The organism is Stenotrophomonas sp. TD3 (assembly GCF_001939825.1).
GTDB lineage: Bacteria > Pseudomonadota > Gammaproteobacteria > Xanthomonadales > Xanthomonadaceae > Stenotrophomonas.
Map to the genome: position 1 here is coordinate 3,275,670 of NZ_MOYM01000001.1, position 25,232 is coordinate 3,300,901.

The window sequence follows — 25,232 nt, forward strand, 5'->3', positions numbered from 1 at the left end:
GGCCCGGCCGTGGGAAGGGACCGGACCGGCCTTCCCACCCTGGGCCCGACCACCTCCCCATCGGCGAAAGTGTCATGCGCAATCGAGTGACCCGGCGGTATTTCCAGCAGCTGTTCGCGCTCTACGCAGGTTTCGTGCAGTCGCGCTGAGGCCGCGATGCGGTAGCGCCGGGCAATGCCCGGCGAACGTGTAGTGCGTGGTGTCAGTGCCGCTTGCCGCGGCGTGCCGGGGCTGGCGGCGGTGCGTCGGAACGCGGCTTGGCGTACTGCGCCCACAGCGCTGGCAGTGCCTTGCCGGTGTGCTTCTGCCATAGCGCAGGTGCATAGCGGCCATCGCGCAGGGCTTTGTCCAGTGCCAGCACCAGGCCCGGGTGTTCGGTGTCGGCCCACTTCAGGAACGCGCCGGTGACACGGTAGCCGCTGTCGAAGTTCTGGCCCTTCTCGACCTTGCCCGGCAGTGCCCAGCCGGCCGCGGCATTGTCCATGCCGTAGCGGTCGCGTGCATAGTCGGCGATGCCTTCCACCAGCCAGCCCGGCACCCGCGCGTCGCCGTAGCCCGGATAGCCCTGCACGATGTGCATGGCCTCATGGGTGACCAGGTCGATGTCGTTCGGGTGCTGCGCCAGCCAACCCGGGTTGATGGTGATCGTCGCCGCCTGGTCCTTGTCACCGACAAAGGCGATGCCGGTGTAGGCCGGATCGATCACGATGCGCACCATCGACGGCGCGGCCGGGTGGAAGTCCGCACGTTCGCGCAGGTAGGCGAAGTAGAACGTATCGATCACCCGCTTGCGCTGCGGCGCGGCCAGGGCGCCACGGGCGTCCTGGTAGTTCAGCGTCACGCCGTCGCGGGTCAGCTGCGCATCAAAGGCCTGGGTCTGGCCGAAGCTGGAGAAGGAAAGGGCAACGAGGGCCAGAGGCAACAGACGGTAGCGCATGGGGCTCATTGTACGGCGCTGGGCGCCAATAGTTCGATCTCCGCCAGCGGCAGCCGGCCCGGTGCGGCCAGGCGCAGCCGGTACTCGCTGTAACGACCGGGTTTGGCGATGCGGAACGGACGGGTCTGGCGGGCGGATTCGAAGGCTTCGCCGCTGCGCTGGTCGAGCACGATCCAGCGGCCGCTGCCGTTGCGCGCTTCCAGCGCCCACTCACCGCCCTGGATGCGGCCGTCACCGCTGGTCAGCGTGTACATCGTCGGCGTGCCGTCGGCCAGACCGGTCAGCGCGATGGTTGCGCCGCCGCCCAGGCCGACGGTGGTGGCCGCATCGTCATCGAGCAGCGCCGGCAGGGCGCGGCCATCGGCCAGCGTTGCCTTCGCGCGGCTGCCAAGCAGGTCGTGCAGCAGCTGCGGACGCTGGCCACGCGCGGTCAGCGAGCGCGGCAGGTCATCCACGCCGCTGCCCCAGCGCGACGGCTGCGGCCCCATTACGAAGTCCAGCGTCGCACCCTTGGCAATCAGGGCGTGCGGCACCCAGGTCTTCGTCCAGGGCTGGCCGTTGATCTTCAGCGACTGCACGTAGACGTTCTCACGCGAGTTGTTGGTCGCGTTCACGGTCAGCACCGCGCCGCCCTGCAGTTCCACCCGTGCGTGCCGGAAGGCCGGCGAACCGATCACGTACTCCGGCGCGCCCATGCGCAGCGGGTACAGGCCCAGCGAGGCCAGCACGTACCACGCCGAGGTCTCGCCGTTGTCCTCGTCGCCTGGATAACCCTGGCCGATCTCGCTGCCGACATACAGCCGCGACAGGATCTCGCGCACATGCTGCTGGGTCTTCCACGGTTGCCCGGCGTACAGGTACATCCACGGGATGTGATGCGCCGGCTGGTTGCTGTGCGCGTACATGCCCATGCGCACGTCGCGCGCTTCGGTCATCTCGTGGATGGTGCCGCCGTAGGAGCCGGCCAGTGCCGGGTCCGCGGTTTCCGGCGTGGCGAAGAAGGCATCCAGCTTCGCCGCCAGCTTGTCGCGGCCACCGTACAGCGCGGCCAGGCCTTCGCCATCGTGGGCGGCGGTGAAGGCGAAGGTCCAGCCATTGGATTCGGTGTAGTCATGGCCCCACACGCGCGGGTCATAGTCCTTGGCGTCCACGCGCCAATGGCCATCGGCAGTGCGGCCCTGGAAGAAGCCGGCCGCCGGATCGAACATCGTTGCGTAGCTGGCGGCGCGGTAGCGGAAGTAGTCGGCCTCGGTGCTGTAGCGCTCGCGTGCGGCCGGCGTGGTCGCGCGCCTGGCCAGCGCATCGGCCATGTTGGCGATGCCGAAATCGTTGAGTGCGCCTTCCATCGTCCACGACATGCCCTCGTGCACGTCCGCGCTGGCGTAGCCACGGAAGGTCGAGCGGTCCATGCCCTTGCGGCCGACATGGCGATCGGGCGGGACCACGGTCGCGTTCTTCAGCGCGGCGGCATAGGCCTCGGCCGGATCGAAGCCGCCGATGCCCTTCAGCCATGCGTCGGCGAAGGCCACGTCCGAGCTGGTGCCGACCATCAGGTCGGCGTAGCCCGGCGACGACCAGCGCGCGATCCAGCCACCGGCGCGGTACTGTTCGATGAAGCCCTGCACCATCTGCCCGGCATCGTCGGGCGTGAACAGGGCATAGGCCGGCCAGGTGGTGCGGAAGGTGTCCCAGAAGCCGTTGTTGACGAACACCCTGCCATCGCGCACGCCGGTGAAGCTGCGGCTCGCACTGCCTTCGGTGTTGTCATCGCTGGCGCTGGCCTGGTTGGCGTAGCGCCAGTCCGGTGCGGCCGCGCTGCCCGCGTTCTCGTGGCCGGAATTGGGGTACAGGTACAGCCGGTACAGGCTGGAGTACAGCGTGGTCTTCTGGTCGTCGCTGGCATCGCCGATGTCGAAGCGGGCCAGGCGCGCGTCCCATGCATCCTGCGCGCGGCCGGCCACGCTCTCCAGCGTATCGGTGGCGGCGATCTCCAGTGCCAGGTTGTGCCGCGCCTGCTCCACCGAGATCAGCGAGGTGGCGATGCGCATCGTCACCCGCCGGTCGCTGCCGGCGTCGAACTTGATGTAGCCGGTCGGGCGCCCGGTGTCGAGGCGGCCGCTGCTGCGCCAGGGCTTGTCGAAGCTGGCGACCACGTACATGCGGCTGGCGCCGTTGGACAGGCCGCTGCGCGTATCGGTGTAGCCGGACAGCGTCTGCGTGGTGGCGTCCAAGGTAAGGCCGCCGCGCGCATCGACATTGTCGAACAGCAGGTTGGCATCGCCGCCTTCGGGGAAGTCGAAGCGGAACAGTGCGGCATGGTCGGTCGGCGCGATGGCGGCGGCGATGCCAGTGTCGAAGCGCACGTCGTAGCGGTAGGGGCGCGCGCTTTCATGGCTGCGGTCGAACGACAGCGCGCGCTTGCGGCGGTCGGCCTCCGGCACGCCACGGCTGGCCGAGGGCATCACCTGGAAGGTCTGGCGGTCGCCCATCCAGGGGCTGGGCTGGTGGCTCAGTGCAAGCGCCTGCAGTTGCGGGCGGTTCTGCGCATCGTTCTGCTCGTTCCAGCGGTACAGCCAGTTCAGTGCGCCGGCATCGGTCACCGGGGTCCAGAAGTTGAAGCCGTGCGGCACCGCCGTGGCCGGGAAATTGTTGCCGCGCGAGAAGGTGCCGTTGGCCTGGGTGCCGCGGGTGGTCAGCACCCAGTCGGAGACGCGCTGTGGCTGCTGCTTCGGCTGTGCGTCCAGGCGCACATCGTCGATCCAACCTGAGACCGGCGCGCCCTCGGCACTGGCCACCTCCAGCTCGATCGCCACCACGCGGCGACCCTTCAGCGCGGGTACGTCGCCCAGCCGCACCGCCTTGCGCGCCCACTGCTGCGGGTACAGCGTCTTCGACTCGCCCTGCGCGCGTGCGCCGATCGCCACGCCATGCTGGTCCCGCGCGGCACCGGCCGAAACGCGGCTGCCATCGTCCAGCAGCAGGTCCAGCGAGACATAGGTCGAAGCGACGGTGTCCTTGCCGACGATCTCCGGCAGCACCAGCCACGACAGGGTGGTATCGGCCTCGATGGGCAGGTCGGCCCTGAACAGTTCGCGCCGCGCGCTGCCGCCCTCGCTGCTGTAGTGCAGTGCATGCAGGCCGCTGTAGCCGGCGTTGCGCTTGGCGGTGTAGGGGGCGGCCGGTCCATTGCCGATCGTGACCTGAAGTGCACCCGCGGCCTGCGCCGGGGCAGGTTCGCCCGGTTCGAACGAGGTCTGCAGCCCCTGTGCCAGCACCGGCATCGCAGTGGTCGCACAGGCCAGGGCCAGGGCGAGTGGAAGCAGGGCGCGGCGCGGATCGGACAGGGTCATGCAAGGGTCTCCCGGAAGGGCTGGCGGCGGGCAGAACCCGCATCGGCGGACACCACGGACAGCATCGCTCCGCCCGCCAGGCTGGCAGTGGAAGAGGCGATGCCGGTCCGGTGGGGGCGGGCCATGCGATCGGGTCGGATTGGAGGGGTCGGGGTGCGACCTGGCCCGATCCTGCAACAGCCGCCGCGCGCTGACAAGTGCCATTTAGTTCGATCCAAATGCGGGAAATATCGCTGGAGGCGATTCCGGCGAGCGAACCTGCCGGAACCACCGCAGAATCCCGCTTGGCGCCGCCGCCCGGCGTGCGGCGGGGAGGTGCGCGGCATCGGCGGCGCGCGCAACGACCCGTTGCGGCGCAATGTCGGTGCGGCCCAGATGCTAGAATCACAGGCCTCGCAACCCGTTCTCCGACATCCGCCATGAGCCATACCGCCACCGCGCCCGCCAACGCCGAGAAGCGCTACACCGTGCACCGCAGCGATCTGCCGCTGAGCTGCCCGACCCCGGAAATGGCGCTGTGGAACTCGCATCCGCGCGTGTACCTGCCGATCGAAGACGAGCCCAACGGCGAAGCGCAGTGCCCGTACTGCGGTTCCGTGTTCGTGCTGGCCGACTAAACGGCGGCCCCTTCGATGCGCCGATTGACCGTGGTGCAGTTGCTGCCGGCGCTGCACTCCGGCGGTGTCGAGCGCTCGACCCTGGAAATCGCTGCGGCCCTGGTCGCCGCCGGCCATCGCGCGCTGGTGGTGTCCGCCGGTGGCCGCCTGGTGCAGCCGCTGCTGGACAGCGGTGCCGAGCACCTCACCCTGGACATCGGCCGCAAGTCGCTGCTGACCCTGCGCCACCTGCCGACCCTGCGCCGGTTGTTTGCCGAGGTTGGCGCGGACATCGTGCATGCCCGTTCGCGGCTGCCGGCCTGGCTGGGCCTGTACGCGATCCGCGCCATGCCCGCTGCACAGCGCCCGCATTGGGTGACCACCGTGCACGGGTTGAATTCGCCCAGCCGCTACAGCGCGGTGATGACCAGCGGCGAACGCGTGATCTGCGTGTCCAATACCGTGCGCGCCTACGTGCAACGCCACTACCCGACGGTGCCGGAAGAAAAACTGCAGGTCATTCCCCGCGGTGTCGATGTCGGCCAGTTCCCGCGCGTGGCGCGTGCCGACCGTCGCCCGCGGCTGGCCCTGGCGGCCGATTACCCGTGGCTGGCCCAGGTGGAAGGACCGTTGCTGCTGCTGCCAGGGCGCGGCACCCGCCTGAAGGGCCACGCCCACGCGCTGCAGCTGCTGGCCGACGTGCGTGCCGCCGGCGTGCCTGCGCAGCTGTGGATGCTGGGCACCGACGAACCCGGGCGCGAGGCCTATGTGGCTGACCTGCGCCGCCAGGCCGCGGCATTGGGCGTGGCCGGGGCCGTACAGATCAGCACGCCGACCGCACGCATCGCCCAGGCGTACGCCGCCAGCGATCTGGTGCTGCAGCTGTCGGACAAGCCGGAAGCCTTTGGCCGCACCGTGGTCGAGGCGCTGTCGGTCGGCCGCCCGGTGCTGGGCTGGGACCACGGTGGCGTCGGCGAACTGCTGCAGCAGCTGCAGCCCAGCGGCGCGGTGCCGCTCGGTGATGCGCGCGCGCTGGGTGAACGTGCGCTGGCCCTGCTGGCGCAGCCGCCGTCCTTGCCGACCCGCATCCCGTTTACCCTGCAGGCCATGCAGCGCGATACCCTCCGCCTCTATGCCGATCTCGCCGGCTGACCCCGCTGCCATCGTGCGCGACGACCGTGCCGGGCGCTGGGCGCCCTGGTGGGTGCTGGCGTACGTGGCGATGTGGCCGTTGCCGGGCATCGCCGAAACCGTGCTGGGCCTTGGCGCGCTCTATGCCGCCGCGCGCATGGTCATGCGCCGGCTGCAGCGCCGCCCGCACCTGTTGAGCACGGCAGCCTGGGCGCTGACCTCGATCCTGTTCCTTGGCTACTGGCTGCCGCAGGCGTTCTCGGCCATCGATGCGATCGATCCGTCGGCCTCGTGGACCAAGGCTGCGGCCGGACTGCGCTACCTGCCCTTCATGTGGCTGGTGGCGATCGCGGTAGCTACGCCGGAACGGCGGCGGCTGACCTTCGGTGGCCTGGCACTGATCACCGGCGCGTGGACGCTGGACGCACTGGTGCAGGCGCTGGCTGGCACCAGCCCATGGTTCTGGTCGCTGGAGCACCTGAAGCTGGCAGTGAGTGGCCACGCGCTTTGCCCGGCCGACGAAGCCGCGCTGGCCGACCGCCTCAGTGGCGCGCTCGGGCCGTGCAACCTGAAATTCGGCCAGGTGCTGGCCAGCCTGTCACCGTTCCTGCTGCTGCCGATGGCGCGACGGTTCGGCAGCGCCGGGTGGCTGCTGGCCGCTGCCGCACTGGGATGCGTATTGCTGTTGGCCGGTTCGCGCGCCTCGTGGATCACCTTTGCACTGGTGCTGGCCTACAGCGGCGTGCGCCAGTTTGGTTGGAAGCGGCTGCTCCTGCTTGCCCTGGTGGCGGCGATGGGCACGGCTGCACTGACAGCGGGCGTGCCGCAGCTGCGCGAGCGTGTTGCGCGCACGGCCCAGGCATGGAACGAAGACGGGCAGGGCGTTGACGAGGCACTGTCGGGGCGCGCGCGCATCTGGACCGCAGCCGTGTGCATGATCGAGGAACATCCGGTCAACGGTGTCGGTGCGCGTGGCTTCCGCGATGCGTATCCCGCCTGCGTGGCCGACGAGGGCCCCGCCGTGTGGGGCAATCAACCGGCATTGCACGCCCATCAGATCGTGCTGGAAATCCTGGCGGAGACCGGTGTGCTCGGCCTGCTGCTGTGGCTGGCGGCGGTTGCCCAAGCCTGGCGGGCATGGCGCTATGCACCGCCGGCCGCGCGTGACCGCGCCCGCCCGGCGATGCTGGCGCTGGCAGTCACGGTGTTCCCGCTCAACACGCACCTGGCGTTCTATTCCGCGTTCTGGGGTGGCCTGACCGTGTTGCTGGCGGCCCTGTTCGCCGGCAGCCTGCTGGCGCGGGACGCGGACGACACGCCGACGGTGGTGTGATCGTCTATCCACGCATGGCGTGGCTCTACTGCCCGTACTGAACGGAGCGTGCTTTGGTAGATCCACGCCATGCGTGGATGGAGCTTTCCCGACGCAACTACCGGTCAACCACCACTACCGGTGTTTCCCTGCGTATCGCACGCTGGAGGCATGGCCAGCCCCAGACTCCGCTACGGTCGATTTTCCCGATCCGGGAACGTGTATTCTCTGACCACGGCAACCCTCGGACGCGAACCGCTCTTCGCCGACGCCGCCAACGTGGCGATTCTGGTTGACTGTCTGCGCTTCGTTGAGCGCCGCGGTATCAGCCACAGCCTCGCCTGGGTGGTGATGCCCGACCATCTGCACTGGCTGATGGAGCTGCGCAGCGAAACCCTGGCCGAGTGCATGGCCCTGCTGAAGTCGCGCAGCAGTCGGCTGCTGAACCGGCGATTGGAGCGACAAGGGCCGCTGTGGCAGCACGGTTACCACGATCACGCCATACGCAGTGATGAATCCCTTCATGAGAAGGCGATGTACATCCTGGCCAATCCGGTCCGTGCGGGCCTGGCCAGCACGTTGGGTGAGTACCCGCATGCATGGTGCCGTTGGCCGTTGTAGGTGCCGGCACCCGGATGTAGAGCATCCACGCATGGCGTGGATCTACTTCAGGATGCTCCGCGTCGTCAAATCCACGGCATGCGTGGATGAAGCCGCACGGGTAGTGGATCCACGCCATGCGTGGATGAAGCCGCACGGGTAGTAGATCCACGCCATGCGTGGATGAAACCCTCCCGTCCCACCGCTACTTGTAGAAATCGCTCCGGCCGCCGGGCTGGCGCTTGAAACGGCGGTGGATCCACAGGTATTGGTCGGGGGCCTCGCGCACCATTTCCTCGATGGCCTGGTTGACCCGCGTGGTATCGGCTTCCACGTCTTCGCTGGGGAAATTCTCCAGCGGCGCACCAATCTTCAGGATGTACTTCCCGCCTTCGCGGCGGTGGAAGTACGGAATCACCGCACAACCGGTCATCCGCGCCAGCTGGTGGGTCGCGGTGATGGTCGAGGCGGTGTGGCCGAAGAACGGCACGAACACGGTGTCCTTGCCACGCATGTCCTGGTCCGGCGCGTACCAGAGGAAACCGCCCTTCTTCAGATGGCGCACGGTCGCGCGGATGTCCTCGTTGGCGAACATCGCCTTGGCATAGCGCAGGCGGCCGAACTTCACCGCCCACTCGTACACCGGGTTCTTGTGCTTGCGGTACATGCCGGACAGGTCGACGTAGTCGCACAGCAGGCGTCCACACATTTCCAGGGTCATGAAGTGGCCGGAGACCAGCAGCACGCCGCGGCCTTCGGCCTGCATCTGCCGCAGGTGTTCCAGGCCTTCGATCCGCACCTGCGGGCGGATGCGGTCGATGCTGCCCCACCAGGCACGGATGCACTCGAACACGCCGACGCCCAGCGCATCGAAACTGTCGCGCACCAGACGCTGGCGCCAGGCTTCGTCCTTCTCGGGGAAGCACAGCTGCAGGTTGACCTCGGCGGCGCGGCGGCGGCTGCCGAGCAGGCGCCAGGTGATCCAGCCGACGCCCCGGCCCAGCGCGCGCTGCAGCATCCACGGCAGACGGGCGATGGCGAAGGCGCCGAACATGGCGGCGAACATCGGCCAGTTGCGCGGATCGCGCAGCGATGGGCGGACGGCGGTGGAGGCATCTGACATGGGGCCATTCTACCAAGGCGGCCGCGTGTCTTTCCCCGGGGGCTCCCGTATCCTTGCCGCATGCGTAAAGACCCTGTCGAATGGATCCTGCGCGGCCTGTATTCGGTCGTGCTCTACATCCTGCTGCCGATCACCGTGTACCACCTGGTCTGGCGCGGTTTCCGGGTCCGTGAATACTTCCGGCGCTGGGATGAACGCTACGCCTCCTATCCGCAGCCGACCGGCCAGCCGCGGGTATGGCTGCACGCGGTCTCGGTAGGCGAGGTCAATGCCGCCGCGCCGCTGGTCAATGCCCTGCGCCAGCAGCGCCCGGACATCCGCTGGGTGATCACCACCATCACCCCGACCGGCTCGGAGCGCGTGCGTGCGTTGTGGGGCGACGCCCTGGACCACGTCTACCTGCCGTACGACGTGCCGGGCAGCGTCAACCGCTTCCTCGGCCATTTCCAGCCCAGCCTGGCGCTGATCCTGGAAACCGAGCTGTGGCCGAACATGCTGTTCGGCTGCCGTGACCGCGGCATTCCGGTGTACATCCTCAACGCCCGGTTGTCGGCGCGTTCGCTGCGCGGCTACCGGTTGCTGGCCGCACTGATCCGCCGCGCGCTGCGCACCGTCACGTGCGTGGCCGCGCAGTCGCAGGACGATGCCGAGCGCTTCGTGCAGCTGGGGGCGGAGCCCGGCCAGGTGCAGGCGCTGGGCAACCTGAAGTTCGACATCGCCACGCCGGATGTGCAGGGCTTCGTCGAACAGTTCCATGCGCGGGTACCGGCCGCTCGCCCGGTATGGATCGCCGCCAGTACCCATGATGGCGAAGAGCAGGCGGTGATCGACCTGCACCGGCGTCTGCGCCAGCAGCATCCGGACCTGCTGCTGCTGTGGGCACCGCGCCATCCCGAGCGCTTCCCGAAGGTGGAAGCGCTGGCGCGCGAACAGGGCTGGAGCGTGGCGACCCGCCGCGTGGACCAGTGGCCGCACGCGGCCACCGACGTGTTCGTCATCGATACCCTCGGCGAGCTGATGCCGTTCTACGCCTGCGCCCAGGTCGCCTTTGTCGGCGGCAGCCTGCAGGCCATCGGCGGCCACAACCTGCTGGAGCCGGCCGCGATGGGAACGGCGGCGGTGACCGGTCCGCACCTGCACAACTTCGCGGAAATTTCCCGGCGCATGCGCGAGGCCGGTGCGCTGCTGATCGGCGAGGACGCGCAGGCGGTGGGTGATCTGCTGCAGCACCTGCTCGACGATGCCCAGGCCCGCGAGGACATGGCACGCGCCGGTTGCACGCTGGTCAGCAACGGCCGCGGCGCGCTGCAGCGCACGCTTGCCCTGGTCGCGCCGCACCTGCCACCGCCGCGCGAGTGATCCCGGCAGCGCGGCGTCAGCGGCGCTGTCGAGCATTGTCGTGATCAACTTCATCAATTCTGCTTAGCAACGATTTTTCTGTCGTTGCTGGACCGACCCAGCCAATGGCAGCGTGCCTGCCATCACATCGTGGCGCACACGGCACCGATTCTGATTCCGCAGGGCGACGCAGGCTGCCAGCCTGCTGTCGACCGCGCTTGGGCGGATATCAAGGGAACTTGCGATGGACGGCGACAGGGGCAGGGACGGCACCGGTGGGGCCCGGCTGGGCATGGACCATCTGGCGGTGGTGGCGCTGACGCTGCTGGTGGGCGGCAGCGTGATCGCGCTGGTGGGCCAGCACACGGCGGCACAGGCCGGCCCGGCCATCGTGCTGAGCCTGCTGCTGGCCGCACTGGGGGCCGGCCTGGTGCTGTGCTGCCTGCAGGATCTGGTGCTGCGGCTGCCGGCGGCCGAGGGCCTGCATGGGCTGCTGGCCACCAGCTGGGGGCCGCGGGTGGCTGGCGTACTGGGCGTGGCCCTGCTGCTGGAGCTGGTGGCGACCACGGCGGGCGTGGCGCAGTCCATGGCCCACCATGTACACGCGGTGCTGGCCGCGGAAGGCCTCCAGGCCAGCGACTGGCTGCCGGAACAGGTGACGGCGGCGGTGGGTCTGCTGGTGCTGGGCGCGCTGGCGTTGCTGCCGCCACGGCGTGTGGCGCTGGTGGCCTGCGCCCTGTTGACGGTGAAGGTCGGTGTGGGGGTGTTGCTGCTGGCGCTGGCGGCACGTCACGTGCACTACGCGCACTGGATTCCCTGGCTGCCACCGGCGACCGCGCCGTATCGCTTCGGGCTGGGCGGGGTGCTGGCGGCTGCAGTGCCGCTGCTGGGGGTATTTGCCAGCGTTGGCTTGGCACTGGGCTTTCCTGCGCTGCGCCGCCAGGGCGCGATGTGGCAGCCGGCCGTGCTGGCGCTGGTCTCGTTGCTGGCGATGTTGCTGCTGATCGTGCTGGCGGCACTGCAGGCCGGGCTGGTCGAGTTTTCCGCGCTGGCCAGCACCCGGCCCCTGTCGGTGGCGCTGCAGATGCATCCGCAGCTGCAGTGGATGCTGCCGTTGTTGCCCCTGGCGGGGGCCGCGGGCCTGGCTGCCCTGCAGCTGGTGCTGCTGATGCTGGCCGTGCGGCTGGCAACGTCGCTGTGGCCAGGGGTGGGAGATGCGATGGGGCGCTCCCGTGGCCTGATCGCGGCGGCGGTCGGGCTGCCGGCGGTGATGCTGGTGCTGTGGCTGCCGTTGGGCACTCTGCCGGCGCTGCCGGGTCCGGCAACCCTGCTGGTGATGGCGGCGCTGTGCCTGGCGGTGCTGCGGCGGCGGAATGACACGGGGCAGGGCGCAACCGGTCGCGAGCTGATGATGCCGATGTTGGCTCCATTGGCAGCAGCACTGTGCGTCCTTGCGGCGTTGGAACGCCTGCGGGGATGGCCGGGCTGACGTTTCGCGGGGCCACGCAACAGATAGGTGCGTGTGGATGCACCGGCTACAAAAAAGCCACCCTTGCGGGTGGCTTCTTCGTTGCCGGCAGGGCGACGGATCAGTGCGTGGTCGTCGCCGGGTTGCCCGCGTCCTGGGTCAGCAGGCGGTTGACGTCCTGCAGCTCGGCCACGTCCAGCGCACCCAGCGACTTGCTCAGCAGCAGGCGGTTCTGCAGGAAGGTGTAGCGGGCCTGGGCGTAGTCCAGCTGCGCCGAGAACAGGATGCGCTGGTTCTGGATCACGTCCAGCACGGTACGGGTACCGACTTCCAGGCCGACCTGCGAGGCGTCGTACGCGCTCTGCGCCGAGACCACCGCCAGGCGGCGTGCTTCCACTTCGCTGATGCCCTGAACCAGCGTCTGGTAGGCATTGCGGGTGTTGCGGTCCAGGGCGCGCTTCTGCTGCTCGTAGCCGTCCTGGGCGATGTCACGCTGGGCCAGCGCCTGGCGCACGCCGGACTGGGTGGCACCACCGGAGAAGATCGGCACGCTCAGGGTCAGGCCGATGCTGTTGGTGCGGGCGTCCGGCGACAGCGAACCGGAACCGGTGCTGTCACCCCAGGTCGCGCTCTTGCCCCAGCTGCCGCCCAGCGACAGGGTCGGGTAATGGCCACCGCGGGCAGCCTGCACGCCGGCTTCGGCGGCGCTGACCTTCAGTTCCTGCGCCTTCAGCGCCGGATTCTGGTTGGTGGCCTGGTGCACCAGCTCATCGATATTGCCGCGGTTGGCCGGCACTTCCGGACGGAAGTCGGCCGGCAGGCCACGCAGGTTGACCACCGGCTGGCCGGTCAGTTCGGTCAGGGCCTGGTAGTTATCGGCCAGGGTGTTCTGCGCAACGATGGTGTTGGCACGCGCCTGGTCATACTGGGCGCGTGCTTCGTGCACGTCGGTGATCGGCGCCAGGCCCACTTCCAGGCGCTTGTCGGCGAAGTCGAACTGCTTCTTCGCGGCCGCTTCATTGGTCTGTGCGGCGTTCAGCGATTCGATCGCCACCAGCACGTTGAAGTAGGCCGCCGAGGTGCGCACGATCAGGCTGTCGTTGGCCGAATCGAGGGTGAAGTCCGCCGCCTTGCTCAGCTCACGCTGCGAGCGCAGGTTGTTGATCTGGGTCCAGTTGAACAGCGTCTGGCTGCCGTCGATCGTGTAGGTGCGGCGCTTGCTGGTGAACGAGCCGGAGTTGGCGTCGGCATTGGGCTCGCTGCGCGTGCGGTTCAGCTGGGCCTGGCCGTTGATCTGCGGCAGCAGGGCAGCGCGGGCCTGCACGGCGCCTTCCTTGTCGTACAGCCGGGTCGATTCGGCGGCGGACAGCTGCGGATCGCCATTGCGCGCCATTTCGTAGACCTGCAGCAGGTCGGCGGCATGGGCGGACAACGGCAGCAGGGCAGTGGCCAGCGCAACAGCGAGGGATCGGCGGATCATTGCGGCTTCCTTGGACTCAGAGGTGGAACTGGGGGGCCGGGGCGGCACCACGCAGGTAATCGATATCGGTCTCGAACAGGGACTCGCTGCTGCCGTCGGCCTTGACCAGCAGGGCCTCCATCGCCGGCGAACGGCCATGGATCACGAACAGGCGACCACCCGGACGCAGCCACGAAGCGAACTGTGACGGCACCACGTCGACCGCACCAGTGACACAGATCACGTCAAAGCGGCGTTCGGTCTGCCAGGCCAGGGCGTCGGCCACTTCCACGCGGACGTTGGTGCCCAAGCCGGAGGCGTCCAGGCGGGCGCGCGCGGCGGCGGCCAGTTCCGGGTCGATTTCCAGGCTCAGCACGTCGCGCGCCAGCGCGCCGATGCAGGCCGACAGGAAGCCGCTGCCGGTGCCGATTTCCAGCACTTCGTCACCCGGCTGCAGGTCCAGCGCCTGCAGGGTACGGCCCTCGATGACCGGCTTCATCATCTTCTGGCCATGGCCGATCGGCAGTTCGACATCGGCGTAGGCCAGTGCCCGGTGTGCATCGGCGACAAAGGCCTCGCGCGGCAGGCGGGCCAGGACGTCGAGCACCTTGATGTCCAGCACGTCCCAGGGACGGATCTGCTGTTCCACCATCAGTTCGCGGGCGTGGGCGTAATCAATCGTCATGAGGTTCAAATCCAGCGCAGTGGGCCGGCCATTTTACCGGTGCCGGAGGCCGGCGGCGCGCCCAGAGCATCAGCTGCCGGGGGGCCGGGGTCGCAGTGCCGGAAGTCATCGCGACCTCCGGTTCGTTCAGTTTTGGTTATTCAGCCGTCCCGGCCCCTCGCGGCGCATAGGCGCGCAGGAAGAAGTCGATGCTGGCGGTCACATGGGTGAGAGGGTCGCACTCCACCGGTGACAGTGGCATGCCGCACATCATATGCATGTGCACTTCGCCCTTGACCAGGGTCAGGAACTGCTGGCCGGCCAGGTAATAGTCGGGGATCTCCAGCTCGCCGCGTTCGCCGCGGGCGCGCAGGAAGTCGGCCAGGGCCTCGCAGGTACGCTCCGGGCCAGCCTGCCAGAACAGTTCGCGCAGGCGCTCATCGGTCTCCGGCGCCATCATCATGCGCTGGATCGAGATCGCCGCATCGGAGGTGATCAGCTCGAAGAAGGCCAGGCCGATGCCGATCAGCTGGTCGCGCAGCGGACCATCCGCGTCGGCCACGAACAGCGCGTCGGGCAGCATTTCGATGCACTTTGACTGCACGGCCTCGGAGAACAGGGTCTCCTTGTCGCCGAAGTGGCTGTACACAGTCAGCTTCGAGACGCCGGCCTGAGCGGCGATGGTGTCCATGCTCACGCCGGTATAGCCCTGTTCGATGAACAGTGCCTTGGCTGCTTCAAGGATCGCCGCGCGCTTGCCGAGGTCCTTGGGGCGCCCGGGTCCGGCGGCCTTGGCAGCGGGCTTGGCCGACGGCTTGCGGGAAGTGTGAGAACTCATCACGACAATACTAGACCAAGCGGTTCGATATTTATACTATACCGGCCGGTTTATTAAATTGGGCCGGCAGTCGCGGCTCCTCCCTTAGTTGCAACCCTGCGTTTTCAGGACGTTGACCGATGAAGATCGTGCGCTGGATGGGCGGTATGGTGTGGATGGCTGCGCTGGCAGCCTGTTCGGGACAGGAACAGGCGCCCCAGGCGGCCGTGCCGGTGCTGGTGGTTCACCCCGGCGAGCAGGCCGGGCAGGCGCCGGCGGCGTTCCCGGGAACGGTGCGTGCGCGGCAGGAAAGTCCGCTGTCGTTCCGCGTCGGCGGCAACCTGGTCAAGCGCCACGTCGATGCCGGGCAACGGGTGAAGAAGGGCGACGTGCTGGCCGAGCTGGACGTGGCCGACTTCGCGCTGCAGGCGCGCGCCTCGCAGGCGCAGTTGGCGGCGGCCGAAGCCGATCTGGTGCGTGCCCGCGATGACCTCAAGCGCTACCAGGTGCTGGCCGACCAGCAACTGGTCAGCCGTTCGCAGCTGGACCAGCAATCCGCCGCTTTCAAGGCCGCGCAGGGGCAGGCCAACGCGGCCCGCGCCAACCTTGATGTGCTGCGCAACCAGGCCGACTACGCACAGCTGCGCGCGCCGTCCGACGGTGTGATCGCCAGCCGCGAGGCCGAAGCCGGGCAGGTGGTGTCGGCCGGCCAGACCATTTTCAACCTGGCCGCCGATGGCGGGCGCGAAGTGCTGATCGACCTGCCCGAGGCCACCATCCGCGACTATGCGGTGGGCCAGCCGGTCGAGGTGGAGCTGTGGAACCGCCCCGGCCAGCGCCTGCCGGGCACGATCCGCGAGATCGCTGCCGCCGCCGATCCGCAGGCACGTACCTATGCAACCCGGGTCAGCCTGCCCGCCGACGCGCTGGCCGACGTCGAACTGGGCCAGAGCGCGCGCGTCTACAGCAGCGCCGGCCGCCACGGCACCCTGCAGCTGCCGCTCGGCGCGCTGCAGCGCGGTGCCAACGGTGCCGCCAGCGTATGGGTGGTCGATCCGGCCAACAGCACGCTGAAGGCAGCAGCAGTCACCACCGGTGCCTACGGCAGCAAGACGGTGTCGGTGTTGTCCGGCGTGGGTGCCGCTGACTGGGTGGTCGCTGCCGGCGGACACCTGTTGCGCGCCGGCCAGCCGGTGATCGCCGTGGACCGCCAGAACCGCCCGGTGCTGAAGCCGGCCACGCCGGCCGCCGCCGCCAAGGCCAAGGAGTAAGCCGGTGCGCCGCTTCAATCTTTCCGAGTGGGCGTTGTCCAACCGCCCGCTGGTGCTGTTCGCGATGCTTGCCTTCGCGCTGATCGGCGCATGGTCGTACAAGCATCTGGGCCAGTCCGAGGATCCGCCATTCACCTTCAAGGCGATGGTGGTGCGCACGCTGTGGCCGGGCGCCACCGCCGAACAGGTCTCGCGGCAGGTGACCGAGCCGATCGAGAAGGCGCTGATGAACACCGGCGAGTACGAGTTCATCCGCTCGTATTCGCGCCCCGGCGAATCGCAGGTCATCTTCATGGCGCGCGACAGCCTGCGTTCCAGGCAGATCCCGGACCTGTGGTACCAGGTACGCAAGCGCGTGGGCGACATCCGTGCGACGCTGCCGCGCGAGATTGTCGGCCCGTTCTTCAACGATGAGTTCGGCGACACCTACGGCAACATCTATGCGTTGACCGGCAAGGGCTTCGACTACGCGGTGATGCGCGATTACGCCGATCGCATCCAGCTGGAACTGCAGCGCGTGCCCGACGTCGGCAAGATCGACCTGGTCGGCCTGCAGGACGAGAAGGTGTGGATCGAGCTGTCCAACACCCGGCTGGCGACGCTGGGTGTGTCGATGCAGCAGGTACAGCAGGCGCTGGCCGACCAGAATGCGATCACCGGCACCAGTTTCTTCGAGACCGCCACCGATCGCGTGCAGTTGCGCGTAACTGGCCAGTTCAACGATATCGAAGCGATCCGCCAGTTCCCGATCCGTGCTGGCGACCGCACCGTGCACCTCGGCGACATCGCCGAGGTCAAGCGTGGCTTCGCCGACCCGGCATCGCCGAAGATGCGCTTCATGGGCGAGGAGGCGATCGGCCTGGCGGTGGCGATGAAGGATGGCGGTGACATCCTCAAGCTGGGCGCCAACCTCGATGCCGAGTTCGAGCGCCTGCAGAAGACCCTGCCGGCCGGCATGCAGCTGCGCAAGGTGTCCGACCAGCCGCAGTCGGTGGAGGAGTCGGTCGGCGAGTTCGTGCAGGTGCTGACCGAAGCGGTGGTGATCGTGCTGCTGGTCAGCTTCTTCTCGCTGGGCCTGCGCACCGGCCTGGTGGTGGGCGTGACCATTCCGCTGGTGCTGGCGATGACCTTCTTCGTCATGCACTACTTCGACATCGGCCTGCACAAGATCTCGCTGGGCGCGCTGGTGCTGGCGCTGGGCCTGCTGGTGGACGATGCGATCATCGCGGTGGAGATGATGGCCACCAAGATGGAGCAGGGCTTCGATCGCCTGCGCGCGGCCAGTTTCGCCTGGGAATCGACCGCATTCCCGATGCTGACCGGTACATTGATCACGGCGGCCGGCTTCCTGCCGATCGCCACGGCGGCATCGAGCACCGGTGAATACACCCGTTCGCTGTTCCAGGTGGTGACCATCGCGCTGGTGGTGTCGTGGATCGCAGCGGTGCTGTTCATCCCGTACCTGGGCGACAAGATGCTGCCGGACCTGTTCAATCCGCAGCCGCCGAAGCCGGGCAGCCTGTCCGCGCGCTGGCTGGCCAAGCGCCAGCAGTGGGCCGACCGCTATCCGGCGCTGGCCAACCTGATCGCACCGCCGCAGCATGGGCACGACCACGATCCCTACCAGCGCCCGTTCTACCGCAGCTTCCGGCGCTTCCTCGACGCCTGCCTGCGCCGCCGCTGGTGGGTGATCGCCGCGACCATCGCGCTGTTCGTGTTCTCGCTGATGATGTTCCGCTTCGTGCCGCAGCAGTTCTTCCCGGACTCGACCCGGCCGGAACTGATGGTGGACATCGAGCTGGCCGAGGGGGCGTCGCTGCGCTCGACCCAGGCCCAGGCCGAGAAGCTGGAGAAGCTGCTGTCCAGCCGCGAGGGCATCGCCAACTACGTGTCCTACGTGGGCACCGGTTCGCCGCGCTTCTACCTGCCGCTGGACCAGCAGCTGCCGGCGACCAACTTCGCCCAGTTCGTGGTGCTGGCCAAGGACATCAAATCGCGCGAAAGCACCCGTGACTGGCTGCTGCACGAGGTGATCCCGAAGTTCCCGGACGTGCAGATGCGCGTGACCCGCCTGGAGAACGGCCCGCCGGTCGGTTATCCGGTGCAGATGCGCATCTCCGGCGAGCACATCGAGAAGGTGCAGGCGATCGCGCGCCAGGTCGAGGCCAAGGTGCGTGAGAACCCGCACGTGATGAACGTCAACCTGGACTGGAGCGAGCCGAGCAAGGTGGTGCGGCTGGTGATCGACCAGGAGCGTGCCCGCGCGCTGGGCGTGAGCAGTGCCCAGGTCAGCCAGTTCCTGGCCAGTTCGCTGGCCGGCCAGTCGGTGAGCGTGTATCGCGAAGGCAACCGCCAGATCGAGATGCTGCTGCGTGGACCGGCCGATGAACGCAACCAGCTGGAGCTGCTGTCCAGCCTGTCGATGCCGACCGCCAACGGCGGCAGCATCACGCTGTCGCAGGTGGCGACGATGGAGTACGGCTTCGAGGACGGCATCATCTGGCATCGCAACCGGTTGCCGACCGTGACCGTGCGCGCCGACATCAGCGATGGCATGCAGGCGCTGGACGTGGTGCACCAGATCGTGCCCACACTGGATGGCATCCGTGCCGAGCTGCCCAGCGGCTACCTGCTGGAAACCGGCGGCACCGTGGAGGATTCGGCGCGTGGCCAGAACTCGATCAAGGCCGGCATGCCGCTGTTCCTGGTGGTGGTGGCGACGCTGCTGATGCTGCAGCTGCGCAGCTTCTCGCGTGCAGCGATGGTGCTGGTGACCGCGCCGCTGGGCATCATCGGTGCGACCCTGTTCCTGCTGCTGTTCCGCGCGCCGTTCGGCTTCGTCGCGCTGCTGGGCACGATCGCACTGGCCGGCATGATCATGCGCAACTCGGTGATCCTGATCGACCAGATCCAGCAGGACATCGATGCCGGGCATGACCGCTGGCATTCGATCATCGATGCCACCGTGCGCCGTTTCCGCCCGATCGTGCTGACCGCGCTGGCGGCCGTGCTGGCGATGATTCCGCTGTCGCGCAGTGCGTTCTACGGCTCGATGGCGATCTCGATCATGGGTGGCCTGATCGTGGGCACGGTGCTGACCCTGGTGTTCCTGCCGGCGCTGTACGCGGCATGGTTCCGGGTCAAGCCGGATGAATCCGGGGCGTGATGTCCCGGGTTCTGCGGCCGGGGTCGGATCCCTTTCCCGCTGGGAAAGGGCTCTGACCCCATCCACGTTGTGCACATCCACGCATGGCGTGGATCTACCGCGGTGGGCCTGGTGGGTGCCAACCTTGGTTGGCACTGATGCGTGCATCCACGCATGGCGTGGATCTACTGATCTGCGCGGCGTGCATCCACGCATGGCGTGGATCTACTGCAGCTGCAGGCCGCTCCGCAGCACTGGCAGCAGCCATTCAATGAACACCTGCACGCGCTGTGCGCGGTGTTGCCGATGCGGCTGCAGCAGGGTCACCGGCAGCGGTTGCGCCACGTGCTGTGGCATCACTTCCACCAGCGCACCGGATTGCAGTTCGGCCTGCACGTCGTAGCGCGGAATCTGCAGCAGGCCGAGCCCCGCCACGCAGCACGCGATCGAGGCCTCGGCGCTGTTCACCCGTACCCAGCCGGGCATCGGCAGCGTGCGCAGCTGGCCACCGTCCTGCCATTCCCACGGTTCCACCCGCGCCGTGGTCGGCGATGCATAGTTCACCGCGCGGTGCTGCTGCAGGTCGGCAGGATGCTGCGGTACGCCGTGCTCGCGAAGGTAGGCCGGCGCGGCGACGTTGACGAAGTCGAGCTGTCCCAACATGCGGGCCACCAGGCTGGAATCACCCAGTTGGCCGACCCGCAGCACCGCATCACAGCCGTCTTCGATCAGGTTCACCGCACGGTCGGTCATGCCCAGGTCCACTTCAACCTGCGGATGGCGCGCGAAGAAGTCGGGCAGCGCCGGGGCGAGGACGCGGCGGCCGATGCGGCTGGGCACATCGATCTTCAGCAGGCCCACCGGCTGCGCGTCGTCCTGCCGGAACAACGACTCGGCGTCTTCAACTTCGGCGATCAGGCGTAGGCAGCGGGCATGGAACACGTCGCCGTCGTGGGTGGTGGAGACCCGCCGGGTCGAGCGCTGCAGCAGGCGGGTGCCGAGCCGCTGCTCCAGCTCGGCTACTGCCGCGGAAACGGTGGAGCGGGGCAGGCCGAGCTGGTCGGCGGCGCGGGTGAAGCTGGCGCATTCCACCACCCGGGTGAAGATGCGGAAGCGATCGATCCGGTCCATTGTTCGCCTGCTCTGGAAAGTTAAGTCAATGTGGCGGGCTTTATCCGCATTTTCTGCACGATATCGTCGTCAGGGCAGGGTTGCCACCCCGGGCAGCCCCCTCCTGAGACAGACGCCATGACCGACCATTCCCTCAAGGGCAAGACCGTGCTGATCGCCGGTGGCGCCAAGAACCTGGGCGGCCTGCTGGCCCGCGACTTCGCCAGCCAGGGCGCCAAAGCCATCGTCATCCACTACAACAGCGCCGCCACCCAGGCCGATGCAGAGGCGACCGTCGCCGCCGTGCAGGCCGCCGGCAGCACGGCCGTTGCCTTGCAGGGTGACCTGACCTCGGCCGCAGCGATGGAGCGTCTGTTCGCCGATGCCGTGGCAGCGGTCGGCCGTCCCGACATCGCCATCAACACGGTCGGCAAGGTACTGAAGAAGCCGCTGCTGGACATCAGCGAAGCGGAGTACGACGAAATGAGTGCGGTCAACGCCAAGGCTGCCTTCTTCTTCCTGAAGGAGGCCGGCCACCACGTCAACGACGGTGGCCGCATCTGCACCCTGGTCACCTCATTGCTGGGCGCGTTCACGCCGTTCTATTCCAGCTACGCCGGCACCAAGGCCCCGGTCGAGCACTTCACCCGCGCGGCGTCGAAGGAGTTCGGTGAGCGTGGCATCTCGGTGAACGCGATCGGCCCGGGTCCGATGGACACGCCGTTCTTCTATCCGGCCGAGAGTGCTGATGCGCAGGCGTATCACAAGACCGCGGCGGCGCTATCGGCGTTCACTCGCACTGGCCTGACCGACATCGCCGACATCGTGCCGTGGATCCGTTTCCTGGTCACCGATGGCTGGTGGATGACTGGCCAGACCATCCTGGTCAATGGTGGCTACACCACCAAGTAACGCAGCCACGCAGGGCGTGGCCGCGAGGTCCCTGTAGAGTCGAGCCATGCTCGACTCAGGCAACAGCAGTCGAGCATGGCTCGACTCTACAAGTGTTGCCGGATAGGTCAGCCCAGCTTCGCCAGCACCGCATCCGTGGCGGCGGCGGTACTCACCGCCTGGCCCTTGGCGGCCAGATCGGCAGTGAACACGCCATCGTCCAGCACGGCGTGCACCGCAGCTTCCACCGCAGCGGCTTCCGCTTCCAGCCCCAGCGAATGGCGCAGCAGCATCGCCGCGCTGAAGATCGTCGCGTACGGATTGGCGATGCCCTTGCCGGCGATGTCCGGGGCCGAACCATGGATCGGTTCGTAGATGCCGACCGCACCGGGTTCGCCCAGAGAGGCCGAGGGCAGCAGGCCCAGCGAGCCGGCCAGCATCGACGCCTCATCGGTGAGGATGTCGCCGAACATGTTCTCGGTGACGATCACGTCGTACTCACGCGGCTTGGCCAGCAGGTGCATCGCCATCGAATCGACCAGCTGGTGTTCCAGTGCTACCTCCGGGAACTCCTCGCGGCCGATGCGTGCCGCCACGTCACGCCACAGGCGCGAGGTTTCCAGCACGTTGGCCTTGTCCACCGAGGTGACCTTGCCGCGGCGCTGTTGCGCCAGCCGGAACGCACTGCGCAGCACGCGCTCGATCTCGGCCACGGTGTAGCGGCACAGGTCGCTGGCGCTGTCGGCATCGCGGGTCTTGTCGCCGAAGTAGATGCCGCCGGTCAGTTCACGCACCACTACGAAGTCCACCCCCTGCAGCAACTCGGCCTTGATCGGCGAGGCGTGCAGGGCGGCTTCATGGGTACGCACCGGGCGCAGGTTGGCATACAGGCCCAGCGCCTTGCGGATCGCCAGCAGGCCCTGCTCTGGGCGCACCTTGGCGTTCGGATCGGACCACTTCGGGCCGCCGACCGCGCCCAGCAGCACCGCATTTGCGGCCTGGCAGGCCGCCAGGGTCGACGCCGGCAGCGGTTCGCCGTGGCGGTCGATGGCGATGCCGCCGATATCGTGCTCGCTGAAGGTGAAGGTGTGGTTGAAGCGTTCGGCGACCGCCTTCAGGACGGCAACCGCGGCGGCGGCGACTTCCGGGCCGATGCCATCACCGGGCAGGACAACAATTTCAGCGTGCATGCTCACTCTCGTAGCGTTCGATTTCAGGGACACGGCCCAACAGATACCCCAACTGGTCGACACCTTCCAGCAGGCAGGTCTGCGAGAAGCCATCCAGCGGGAAGGAATAGACGCGGCCGTCAGGCGTGCGCAGTTCGCGCGTGGCCACGTCGATGGTCAGCTCGTCGTCCGGGAGCTGCATCAGCGCCTGCACGTCGGCCTCGTCCAGCACGATCGGCAGCAGGCCGTTCTTCAGCGCGTTGCCGCGGAAGATGTCGGCGATCTCGCTGCTGACGATGGCGCGCAGGCCCAGGTCGGTCAGCGCCCATGGGGCATGCTCGCGCGAGGAACCGCAGCCGAAGTTGCGGCCCGCCAGCAGGATGCTGCGGCCGGCGTTGTGGGGCTGGTTGAAGGCGAAGTCGGCCACCGGTGCGCCATCGGCCTGCCAGCGCCAGTCATTGAACGCGTTGCGGCCGAGGCCGGCGCGCTCGGTGGTGGAGAGGAACCGCGCCGGAATGATCTGGTCGGTGTCGATGTTGGTCTGGCGCAGCACCACGCTGGCCGAGGTCAGGGTACGAAAGCCGGCCATCACGCCACCTCCTGTGCGAACAGTTCGCGGGTATCGGCAACGTGCCCGTTCACCGCGGCCCACGCCGCGCTCATCGGCGAGGCCAGCAGCGTGCGTGAACCGGGGCCCTGGCGGCCCTCGAAGTTGCGGTTGCTGGTACTCACGGCCAGCTGGCCGGGCGCGACCAGATCGCCGTTCATGGCGATGCACATCGAGCAGCCCGGCTCGCGCCACTCGGCACCGGCCGCGCGCACGATCTCGTCGATGCCTTCGGCCTCCGCCTCGCGCTTGACGATCTCCGAGCCCGGCACCACCAGCATGCGTACCCGGTCAGCGACGCGACGGCCGCGCAGCACCTGCGCCACTTCGCGCATGTCGCTCAGGCGGCCATTGGTGCACGAACCGACGAACACCACGTCCACCGGCGTACCCGCCAGCGCCCTGCCGGCCTGGAAGTGCATGTAGTCCAGGCCCTTCTGTGCGGCGGCATCGTTGGCCGCCGGAATCGGCGCATCCACTGCGATGGCGGTGCCCGGATGGGTGCCCCAGGTCAGGGTCGGGCGGATATCAGCGGCGTCGATGTGCACTTCGCTGTCGAAGCGCGCGCCGTCATCGCTGCGCAGCTGCTGCCAGCGGGCCACGGCGGCGTCGAAGTCGGCGCCCTTGGGACCACGCGGGGTCGCGGCGACGAAATCGAAGGTGACCTGGTCCGGCGCCACCATGCCGGCGCGTGCGCCGGCCTCGATCGACATGTTGCACAGGGTCATGCGCTGTTCCATGTCCATCGCTTCGATGGTGCTGCCACGGAATTCGATCACGTGGCCGGTGCCACCGTTGACGCCGATCACGCCGATGATGTGCAGGACCACGTCCTTGGCGCCGACGCCCGGCGCCAGTGAGCCATCGACGGTGATGGCGAACGTCTTCGCCTTGCGCTGCAGCAGGCACTGCGTGGCCAGCACGTGGCCGACTTCGCTGGTGCCGATGCCGAACGCCAGCGAGCCGAACGCACCATGGGTGGAGGTGTGGCTGTCGCCACAGACGATGGTCATGCCGGGTTGGGTGAAGCCCTGTTCCGGCGCGATCACGTGGACGATGCCGCGGTTTTCCGAAGCCATGTCGAACAGCTCGATGCCGTGCTCGGCGCAGTTGCGTGCCAGCGTGGCGACCTGTGCCTCGGAGGCGGCGCTGGCATAGGGCAGCGTGCCGTCCGCGGCGGCCGGCAGGGTCGGCGTGGAGTGGTCCATCGTCGCCTTGGTGCGGTCCGGCCGGCGCGGCGACAGGCCGCGTTCGCGCAGTTCGGTGAACGCCTGCGGCGAGGTCACCTCGTGGATCAGGTGCAGGTCGATGTACAGCACGGCGGGCGCGCTGTCGGATTCAGGGACAACCACGTGGGCGTCCCACAGTTTGTCGTACAGGGTGCGGGGTGCGGAGGTCATGCGTGTGCCTGGCAGAAGTACGAAGTTGCGGACATCAGGAAAGATAACGAATGGATCATGTCAGCGGCGACGGGCAAGTACCCGCAGCCGCACGTAGTCGGCCAGCGGCTGGCCAGCAGCATTGCGCGGCAGATCGGCCAGCAGTGCGGTGGCGGCCTCGCGCACCGTGGCGCGTGCCTCGGCCGGCAGGTCGTCCAGCAGCGGTGCGGCGAACACCCGCAGCCAGCCGGCCACACCGGTCGGCAGTGCAGTCGGGCGCGGCGTGCACTCGATCAGCTGCACCTGGAAGCCATGCTGGCGCAGGCGGTCGGCGTAGGCATCGGCAGTGGGGAAGTACCACTGGAAGGCGCTGGCACCATGGCCGTGGGCCACGCGCGCGGCCTGCACCGCCGCGATGATCGTGGCCACGTTGCCGTGGCCGCCGAACTCGGCGACGAAGCGGCCGCCGGGACGCAGGGCGCGGCGCACGCCTTCCAGCACGCGGTCCGGGGTGGCCATCCAATGCAGTGCCGCGTTGCTGAACACCGCATCGAACTCAGCGTTGAAGGTCAGCGCGTGGCCATCCATCACCTGCGCATCGACACCGCGCGCACGCGCGGCGATCACCAGTTCCGGCGACGCATCCACGCCGTGGATGCGTGCGCCGCTGAGCGCCAGCTCGGTGCTGAGCACGCCATCGCCACAGCCAAGGTCGAGGATGCGTTCACCGGCGCGCGGGTCGAGCAGGCGCGAGACCGCGCCGCCGAGCAGCGGCACGAAGCCGGCGTCGATCGCATAGTCCTGGGCGTTCCACTGCTGGCCAGCGGCGCTGGCCGGGGTGGGGGTGTCGAAGGCGCTCATGTCG

The 25,232-nt window shown here is 68.3% G+C and carries 20 protein-coding genes; 9 read left to right on the top strand and 11 right to left on the bottom strand.

Annotation, left to right across the window (positions count from 1 at the left end):
- Nucleotides 1–202 precede the first annotated feature (202 nt).
- Together BKE09_RS15260 and BKE09_RS15265 are read right to left on the bottom strand one after the other, a co-directional pair.
- Nucleotides 203–946 carry a basic secretory protein-like protein gene (locus tag BKE09_RS15260; protein ID WP_049442907.1) on the bottom strand — a complete coding sequence of 248 codons (744 nt, stop codon included), beginning with the start codon at nt 944–946 and terminating at the stop codon, nt 203–205.
- Entirely contained in the window at nt 943–4,287 is a 3,345-nt protein-coding gene (locus BKE09_RS15265; RefSeq protein WP_075676290.1) for a GH92 family glycosyl hydrolase, read from the bottom strand. The genes BKE09_RS15260 and BKE09_RS15265 overlap by 4 nt, the downstream gene beginning before the upstream one ends.
- 419 nt (nt 4,288–4,706) lie before the next feature.
- Here BKE09_RS15265 and BKE09_RS15270 point away from each other — a divergent pair, with 419 nt between their 5' ends.
- From BKE09_RS15270 to BKE09_RS15285, 4 genes are all read left to right on the top strand, one after another.
- Nucleotides 4,707–4,904 carry a zinc-finger domain-containing protein gene (locus tag BKE09_RS15270; RefSeq protein ID WP_005410967.1) on the top strand — a complete coding sequence of 66 codons (198 nt, stop codon included), beginning with the start codon at nt 4,707–4,709 and terminating at the stop codon, nt 4,902–4,904.
- 15 nt (nt 4,905–4,919) lie between these two features.
- Complete coding sequence (locus BKE09_RS15275; RefSeq protein ID WP_075676291.1) at nt 4,920–6,035, top strand: glycosyltransferase; 1,116 nt, start codon at nt 4,920–4,922, stop codon at nt 6,033–6,035.
- The gene (locus tag BKE09_RS15280) at nt 6,016–7,347 is read left to right on the top strand and encodes an O-antigen ligase family protein (protein ID WP_075676292.1); all 1,332 of its coding nucleotides are present in this window, start codon (nt 6,016–6,018) and stop codon (nt 7,345–7,347) included. The genes BKE09_RS15275 and BKE09_RS15280 overlap by 20 nt, the downstream gene beginning before the upstream one ends.
- A gap of 150 nt (nt 7,348–7,497) precedes the next feature.
- Nucleotides 7,498–7,947 carry a transposase gene (locus tag BKE09_RS15285; protein ID WP_075676293.1) on the top strand — a complete coding sequence of 150 codons (450 nt, stop codon included), beginning with the start codon at nt 7,498–7,500 and terminating at the stop codon, nt 7,945–7,947.
- A 184-nt stretch (nt 7,948–8,131) separates the two neighbouring features.
- Here the strand turns inward: BKE09_RS15285 and BKE09_RS15290 are convergent, their stop codons facing one another.
- Nucleotides 8,132–9,049, bottom strand: coding sequence for an LpxL/LpxP family Kdo(2)-lipid IV(A) lauroyl/palmitoleoyl acyltransferase (locus BKE09_RS15290; RefSeq protein WP_049442912.1), 918 nt, complete (start codon nt 9,047–9,049; stop codon nt 8,132–8,134).
- A gap of 60 nt (nt 9,050–9,109) precedes the next feature.
- Here BKE09_RS15290 and waaA point away from each other — a divergent pair, with 60 nt between their 5' ends.
- A complete protein-coding gene (waaA, locus tag BKE09_RS15295; RefSeq protein WP_049442913.1) occupies nt 9,110–10,408 on the top strand; it encodes a lipid IV(A) 3-deoxy-D-manno-octulosonic acid transferase in 1,299 nt (432 codons plus the stop codon).
- A 223-nt stretch (nt 10,409–10,631) separates the two neighbouring features.
- The gene (locus BKE09_RS15300) at nt 10,632–11,876 is read left to right on the top strand and encodes an amino acid transporter (protein WP_075676294.1); all 1,245 of its coding nucleotides are present in this window, start codon (nt 10,632–10,634) and stop codon (nt 11,874–11,876) included.
- Between the two features lie 100 nt (nt 11,877–11,976).
- Here BKE09_RS15300 and BKE09_RS15305 read toward each other — a convergent pair whose 3' ends face one another.
- From BKE09_RS15305 to BKE09_RS15315, 3 genes are all read right to left on the bottom strand, one after another.
- The gene (locus BKE09_RS15305) at nt 11,977–13,335 is read right to left on the bottom strand and encodes a TolC family outer membrane protein (protein ID WP_075676295.1); all 1,359 of its coding nucleotides are present in this window, start codon (nt 13,333–13,335) and stop codon (nt 11,977–11,979) included.
- A 16-nt stretch (nt 13,336–13,351) separates the two neighbouring features.
- Nucleotides 13,352–13,999, bottom strand: coding sequence for a protein-L-isoaspartate O-methyltransferase (locus BKE09_RS15310; protein ID WP_006390984.1), 648 nt, complete (start codon nt 13,997–13,999; stop codon nt 13,352–13,354).
- Between the two features lie 136 nt (nt 14,000–14,135).
- Entirely contained in the window at nt 14,136–14,816 is a 681-nt protein-coding gene (locus tag BKE09_RS15315; protein ID WP_014038415.1) for a TetR/AcrR family transcriptional regulator, read from the bottom strand.
- A gap of 119 nt (nt 14,817–14,935) precedes the next feature.
- Between BKE09_RS15315 and BKE09_RS15320 the strand changes: the two genes are divergently transcribed.
- Nucleotides 14,936–16,066, top strand: coding sequence for an efflux RND transporter periplasmic adaptor subunit (locus tag BKE09_RS15320; RefSeq protein ID WP_075676296.1), 1,131 nt, complete (start codon nt 14,936–14,938; stop codon nt 16,064–16,066).
- A gap of 4 nt (nt 16,067–16,070) precedes the next feature.
- On the top strand, nt 16,071–19,232 hold the full coding sequence (locus tag BKE09_RS15325) for an efflux RND transporter permease subunit (RefSeq protein WP_075676297.1): 3,162 nt from the start codon (nt 16,071–16,073) through the stop codon (nt 19,230–19,232).
- Between the two features lie 204 nt (nt 19,233–19,436).
- Here BKE09_RS15325 and BKE09_RS15330 read toward each other — a convergent pair whose 3' ends face one another.
- Nucleotides 19,437–20,342, bottom strand: a complete 906-nt coding sequence (locus BKE09_RS15330; RefSeq protein WP_075676298.1) for a LysR family transcriptional regulator — start codon at nt 20,340–20,342, stop codon at nt 19,437–19,439.
- Between the two features lie 117 nt (nt 20,343–20,459).
- On the opposite strand from BKE09_RS15330, the gene BKE09_RS15335 reads away from it, so the two are divergent.
- Nucleotides 20,460–21,233: an SDR family oxidoreductase gene (locus BKE09_RS15335; protein ID WP_075676299.1), complete on the top strand. Its 774-nt coding sequence runs from the start codon at nt 20,460–20,462 to the stop codon at nt 21,231–21,233.
- 107 nt (nt 21,234–21,340) lie between these two features.
- Here the strand turns inward: BKE09_RS15335 and leuB are convergent, their stop codons facing one another.
- The 4 genes from leuB to BKE09_RS15355 are packed head-to-tail and all read right to left on the bottom strand — an operon-like array spanning nt 21,341 to nt 25,228.
- Nucleotides 21,341–22,402 (bottom strand): 3-isopropylmalate dehydrogenase, encoded by a 1,062-nt coding sequence (gene leuB / locus BKE09_RS15340; protein WP_075676300.1) that lies wholly within the window; start codon nt 22,400–22,402, stop codon nt 21,341–21,343.
- A complete protein-coding gene (leuD, locus tag BKE09_RS15345) occupies nt 22,392–22,970 on the bottom strand; it encodes a 3-isopropylmalate dehydratase small subunit (RefSeq protein WP_075676301.1) in 579 nt (192 codons plus the stop codon). Before leuD ends, leuB begins: the two co-directional genes overlap by 11 nt.
- Nucleotides 22,970–24,388 (bottom strand): 3-isopropylmalate dehydratase large subunit, encoded by a 1,419-nt coding sequence (gene leuC, locus BKE09_RS15350; RefSeq protein ID WP_014038408.1) that lies wholly within the window; start codon nt 24,386–24,388, stop codon nt 22,970–22,972. The genes leuD and leuC overlap by 1 nt, the downstream gene beginning before the upstream one ends.
- 60 nt (nt 24,389–24,448) lie before the next feature.
- A complete protein-coding gene (locus BKE09_RS15355; RefSeq protein WP_014038407.1) occupies nt 24,449–25,228 on the bottom strand; it encodes a class I SAM-dependent methyltransferase in 780 nt (259 codons plus the stop codon).
- Nucleotides 25,229–25,232: the final 4 nt, after the last annotated feature.

Bases quoted from the DNA above. Each gene is read 5' to 3' on its own strand.
- BKE09_RS15260 (WP_049442907.1), bottom strand. From the start codon at position 946: ATGAGCCCCATGCGCTACCGTCTGTTGCCTCTGGCCCTCGTTGCCCTT.
- BKE09_RS15265 (WP_075676290.1), bottom strand. From the start codon at position 4,287: ATGACCCTGTCCGATCCGCGCCGCGCCCTGCTTCCACTCGCCCTGGCC.
- BKE09_RS15270 (WP_005410967.1), top strand. From the start codon at position 4,707: ATGAGCCATACCGCCACCGCGCCCGCCAACGCCGAGAAGCGCTACACC.
- BKE09_RS15275 (WP_075676291.1), top strand. From the start codon at position 4,920: ATGCGCCGATTGACCGTGGTGCAGTTGCTGCCGGCGCTGCACTCCGGC.
- BKE09_RS15280 (WP_075676292.1), top strand. From the start codon at position 6,016: ATGCCGATCTCGCCGGCTGACCCCGCTGCCATCGTGCGCGACGACCGT.
- BKE09_RS15285 (WP_075676293.1), top strand. From the start codon at position 7,498: ATGGCCAGCCCCAGACTCCGCTACGGTCGATTTTCCCGATCCGGGAAC.
- BKE09_RS15290 (WP_049442912.1), bottom strand. From the start codon at position 9,049: ATGTCAGATGCCTCCACCGCCGTCCGCCCATCGCTGCGCGATCCGCGC.
- waaA (WP_049442913.1), top strand. From the start codon at position 9,110: ATGCGTAAAGACCCTGTCGAATGGATCCTGCGCGGCCTGTATTCGGTC.
- BKE09_RS15300 (WP_075676294.1), top strand. From the start codon at position 10,632: ATGGACGGCGACAGGGGCAGGGACGGCACCGGTGGGGCCCGGCTGGGC.
- BKE09_RS15305 (WP_075676295.1), bottom strand. From the start codon at position 13,335: ATGATCCGCCGATCCCTCGCTGTTGCGCTGGCCACTGCCCTGCTGCCG.
- BKE09_RS15310 (WP_006390984.1), bottom strand. From the start codon at position 13,999: ATGACGATTGATTACGCCCACGCCCGCGAACTGATGGTGGAACAGCAG.
- BKE09_RS15315 (WP_014038415.1), bottom strand. From the start codon at position 14,816: ATGAGTTCTCACACTTCCCGCAAGCCGTCGGCCAAGCCCGCTGCCAAG.
- BKE09_RS15320 (WP_075676296.1), top strand. From the start codon at position 14,936: ATGAAGATCGTGCGCTGGATGGGCGGTATGGTGTGGATGGCTGCGCTG.
- BKE09_RS15330 (WP_075676298.1), bottom strand. From the start codon at position 20,342: ATGGACCGGATCGATCGCTTCCGCATCTTCACCCGGGTGGTGGAATGC.
- BKE09_RS15335 (WP_075676299.1), top strand. From the start codon at position 20,460: ATGACCGACCATTCCCTCAAGGGCAAGACCGTGCTGATCGCCGGTGGC.
- leuB (WP_075676300.1), bottom strand. From the start codon at position 22,402: ATGCACGCTGAAATTGTTGTCCTGCCCGGTGATGGCATCGGCCCGGAA.
- leuD (WP_075676301.1), bottom strand. From the start codon at position 22,970: ATGGCCGGCTTTCGTACCCTGACCTCGGCCAGCGTGGTGCTGCGCCAG.
- leuC (WP_014038408.1), bottom strand. From the start codon at position 24,388: ATGACCTCCGCACCCCGCACCCTGTACGACAAACTGTGGGACGCCCAC.
- BKE09_RS15355 (WP_014038407.1), bottom strand. From the start codon at position 25,228: ATGAGCGCCTTCGACACCCCCACCCCGGCCAGCGCCGCTGGCCAGCAG.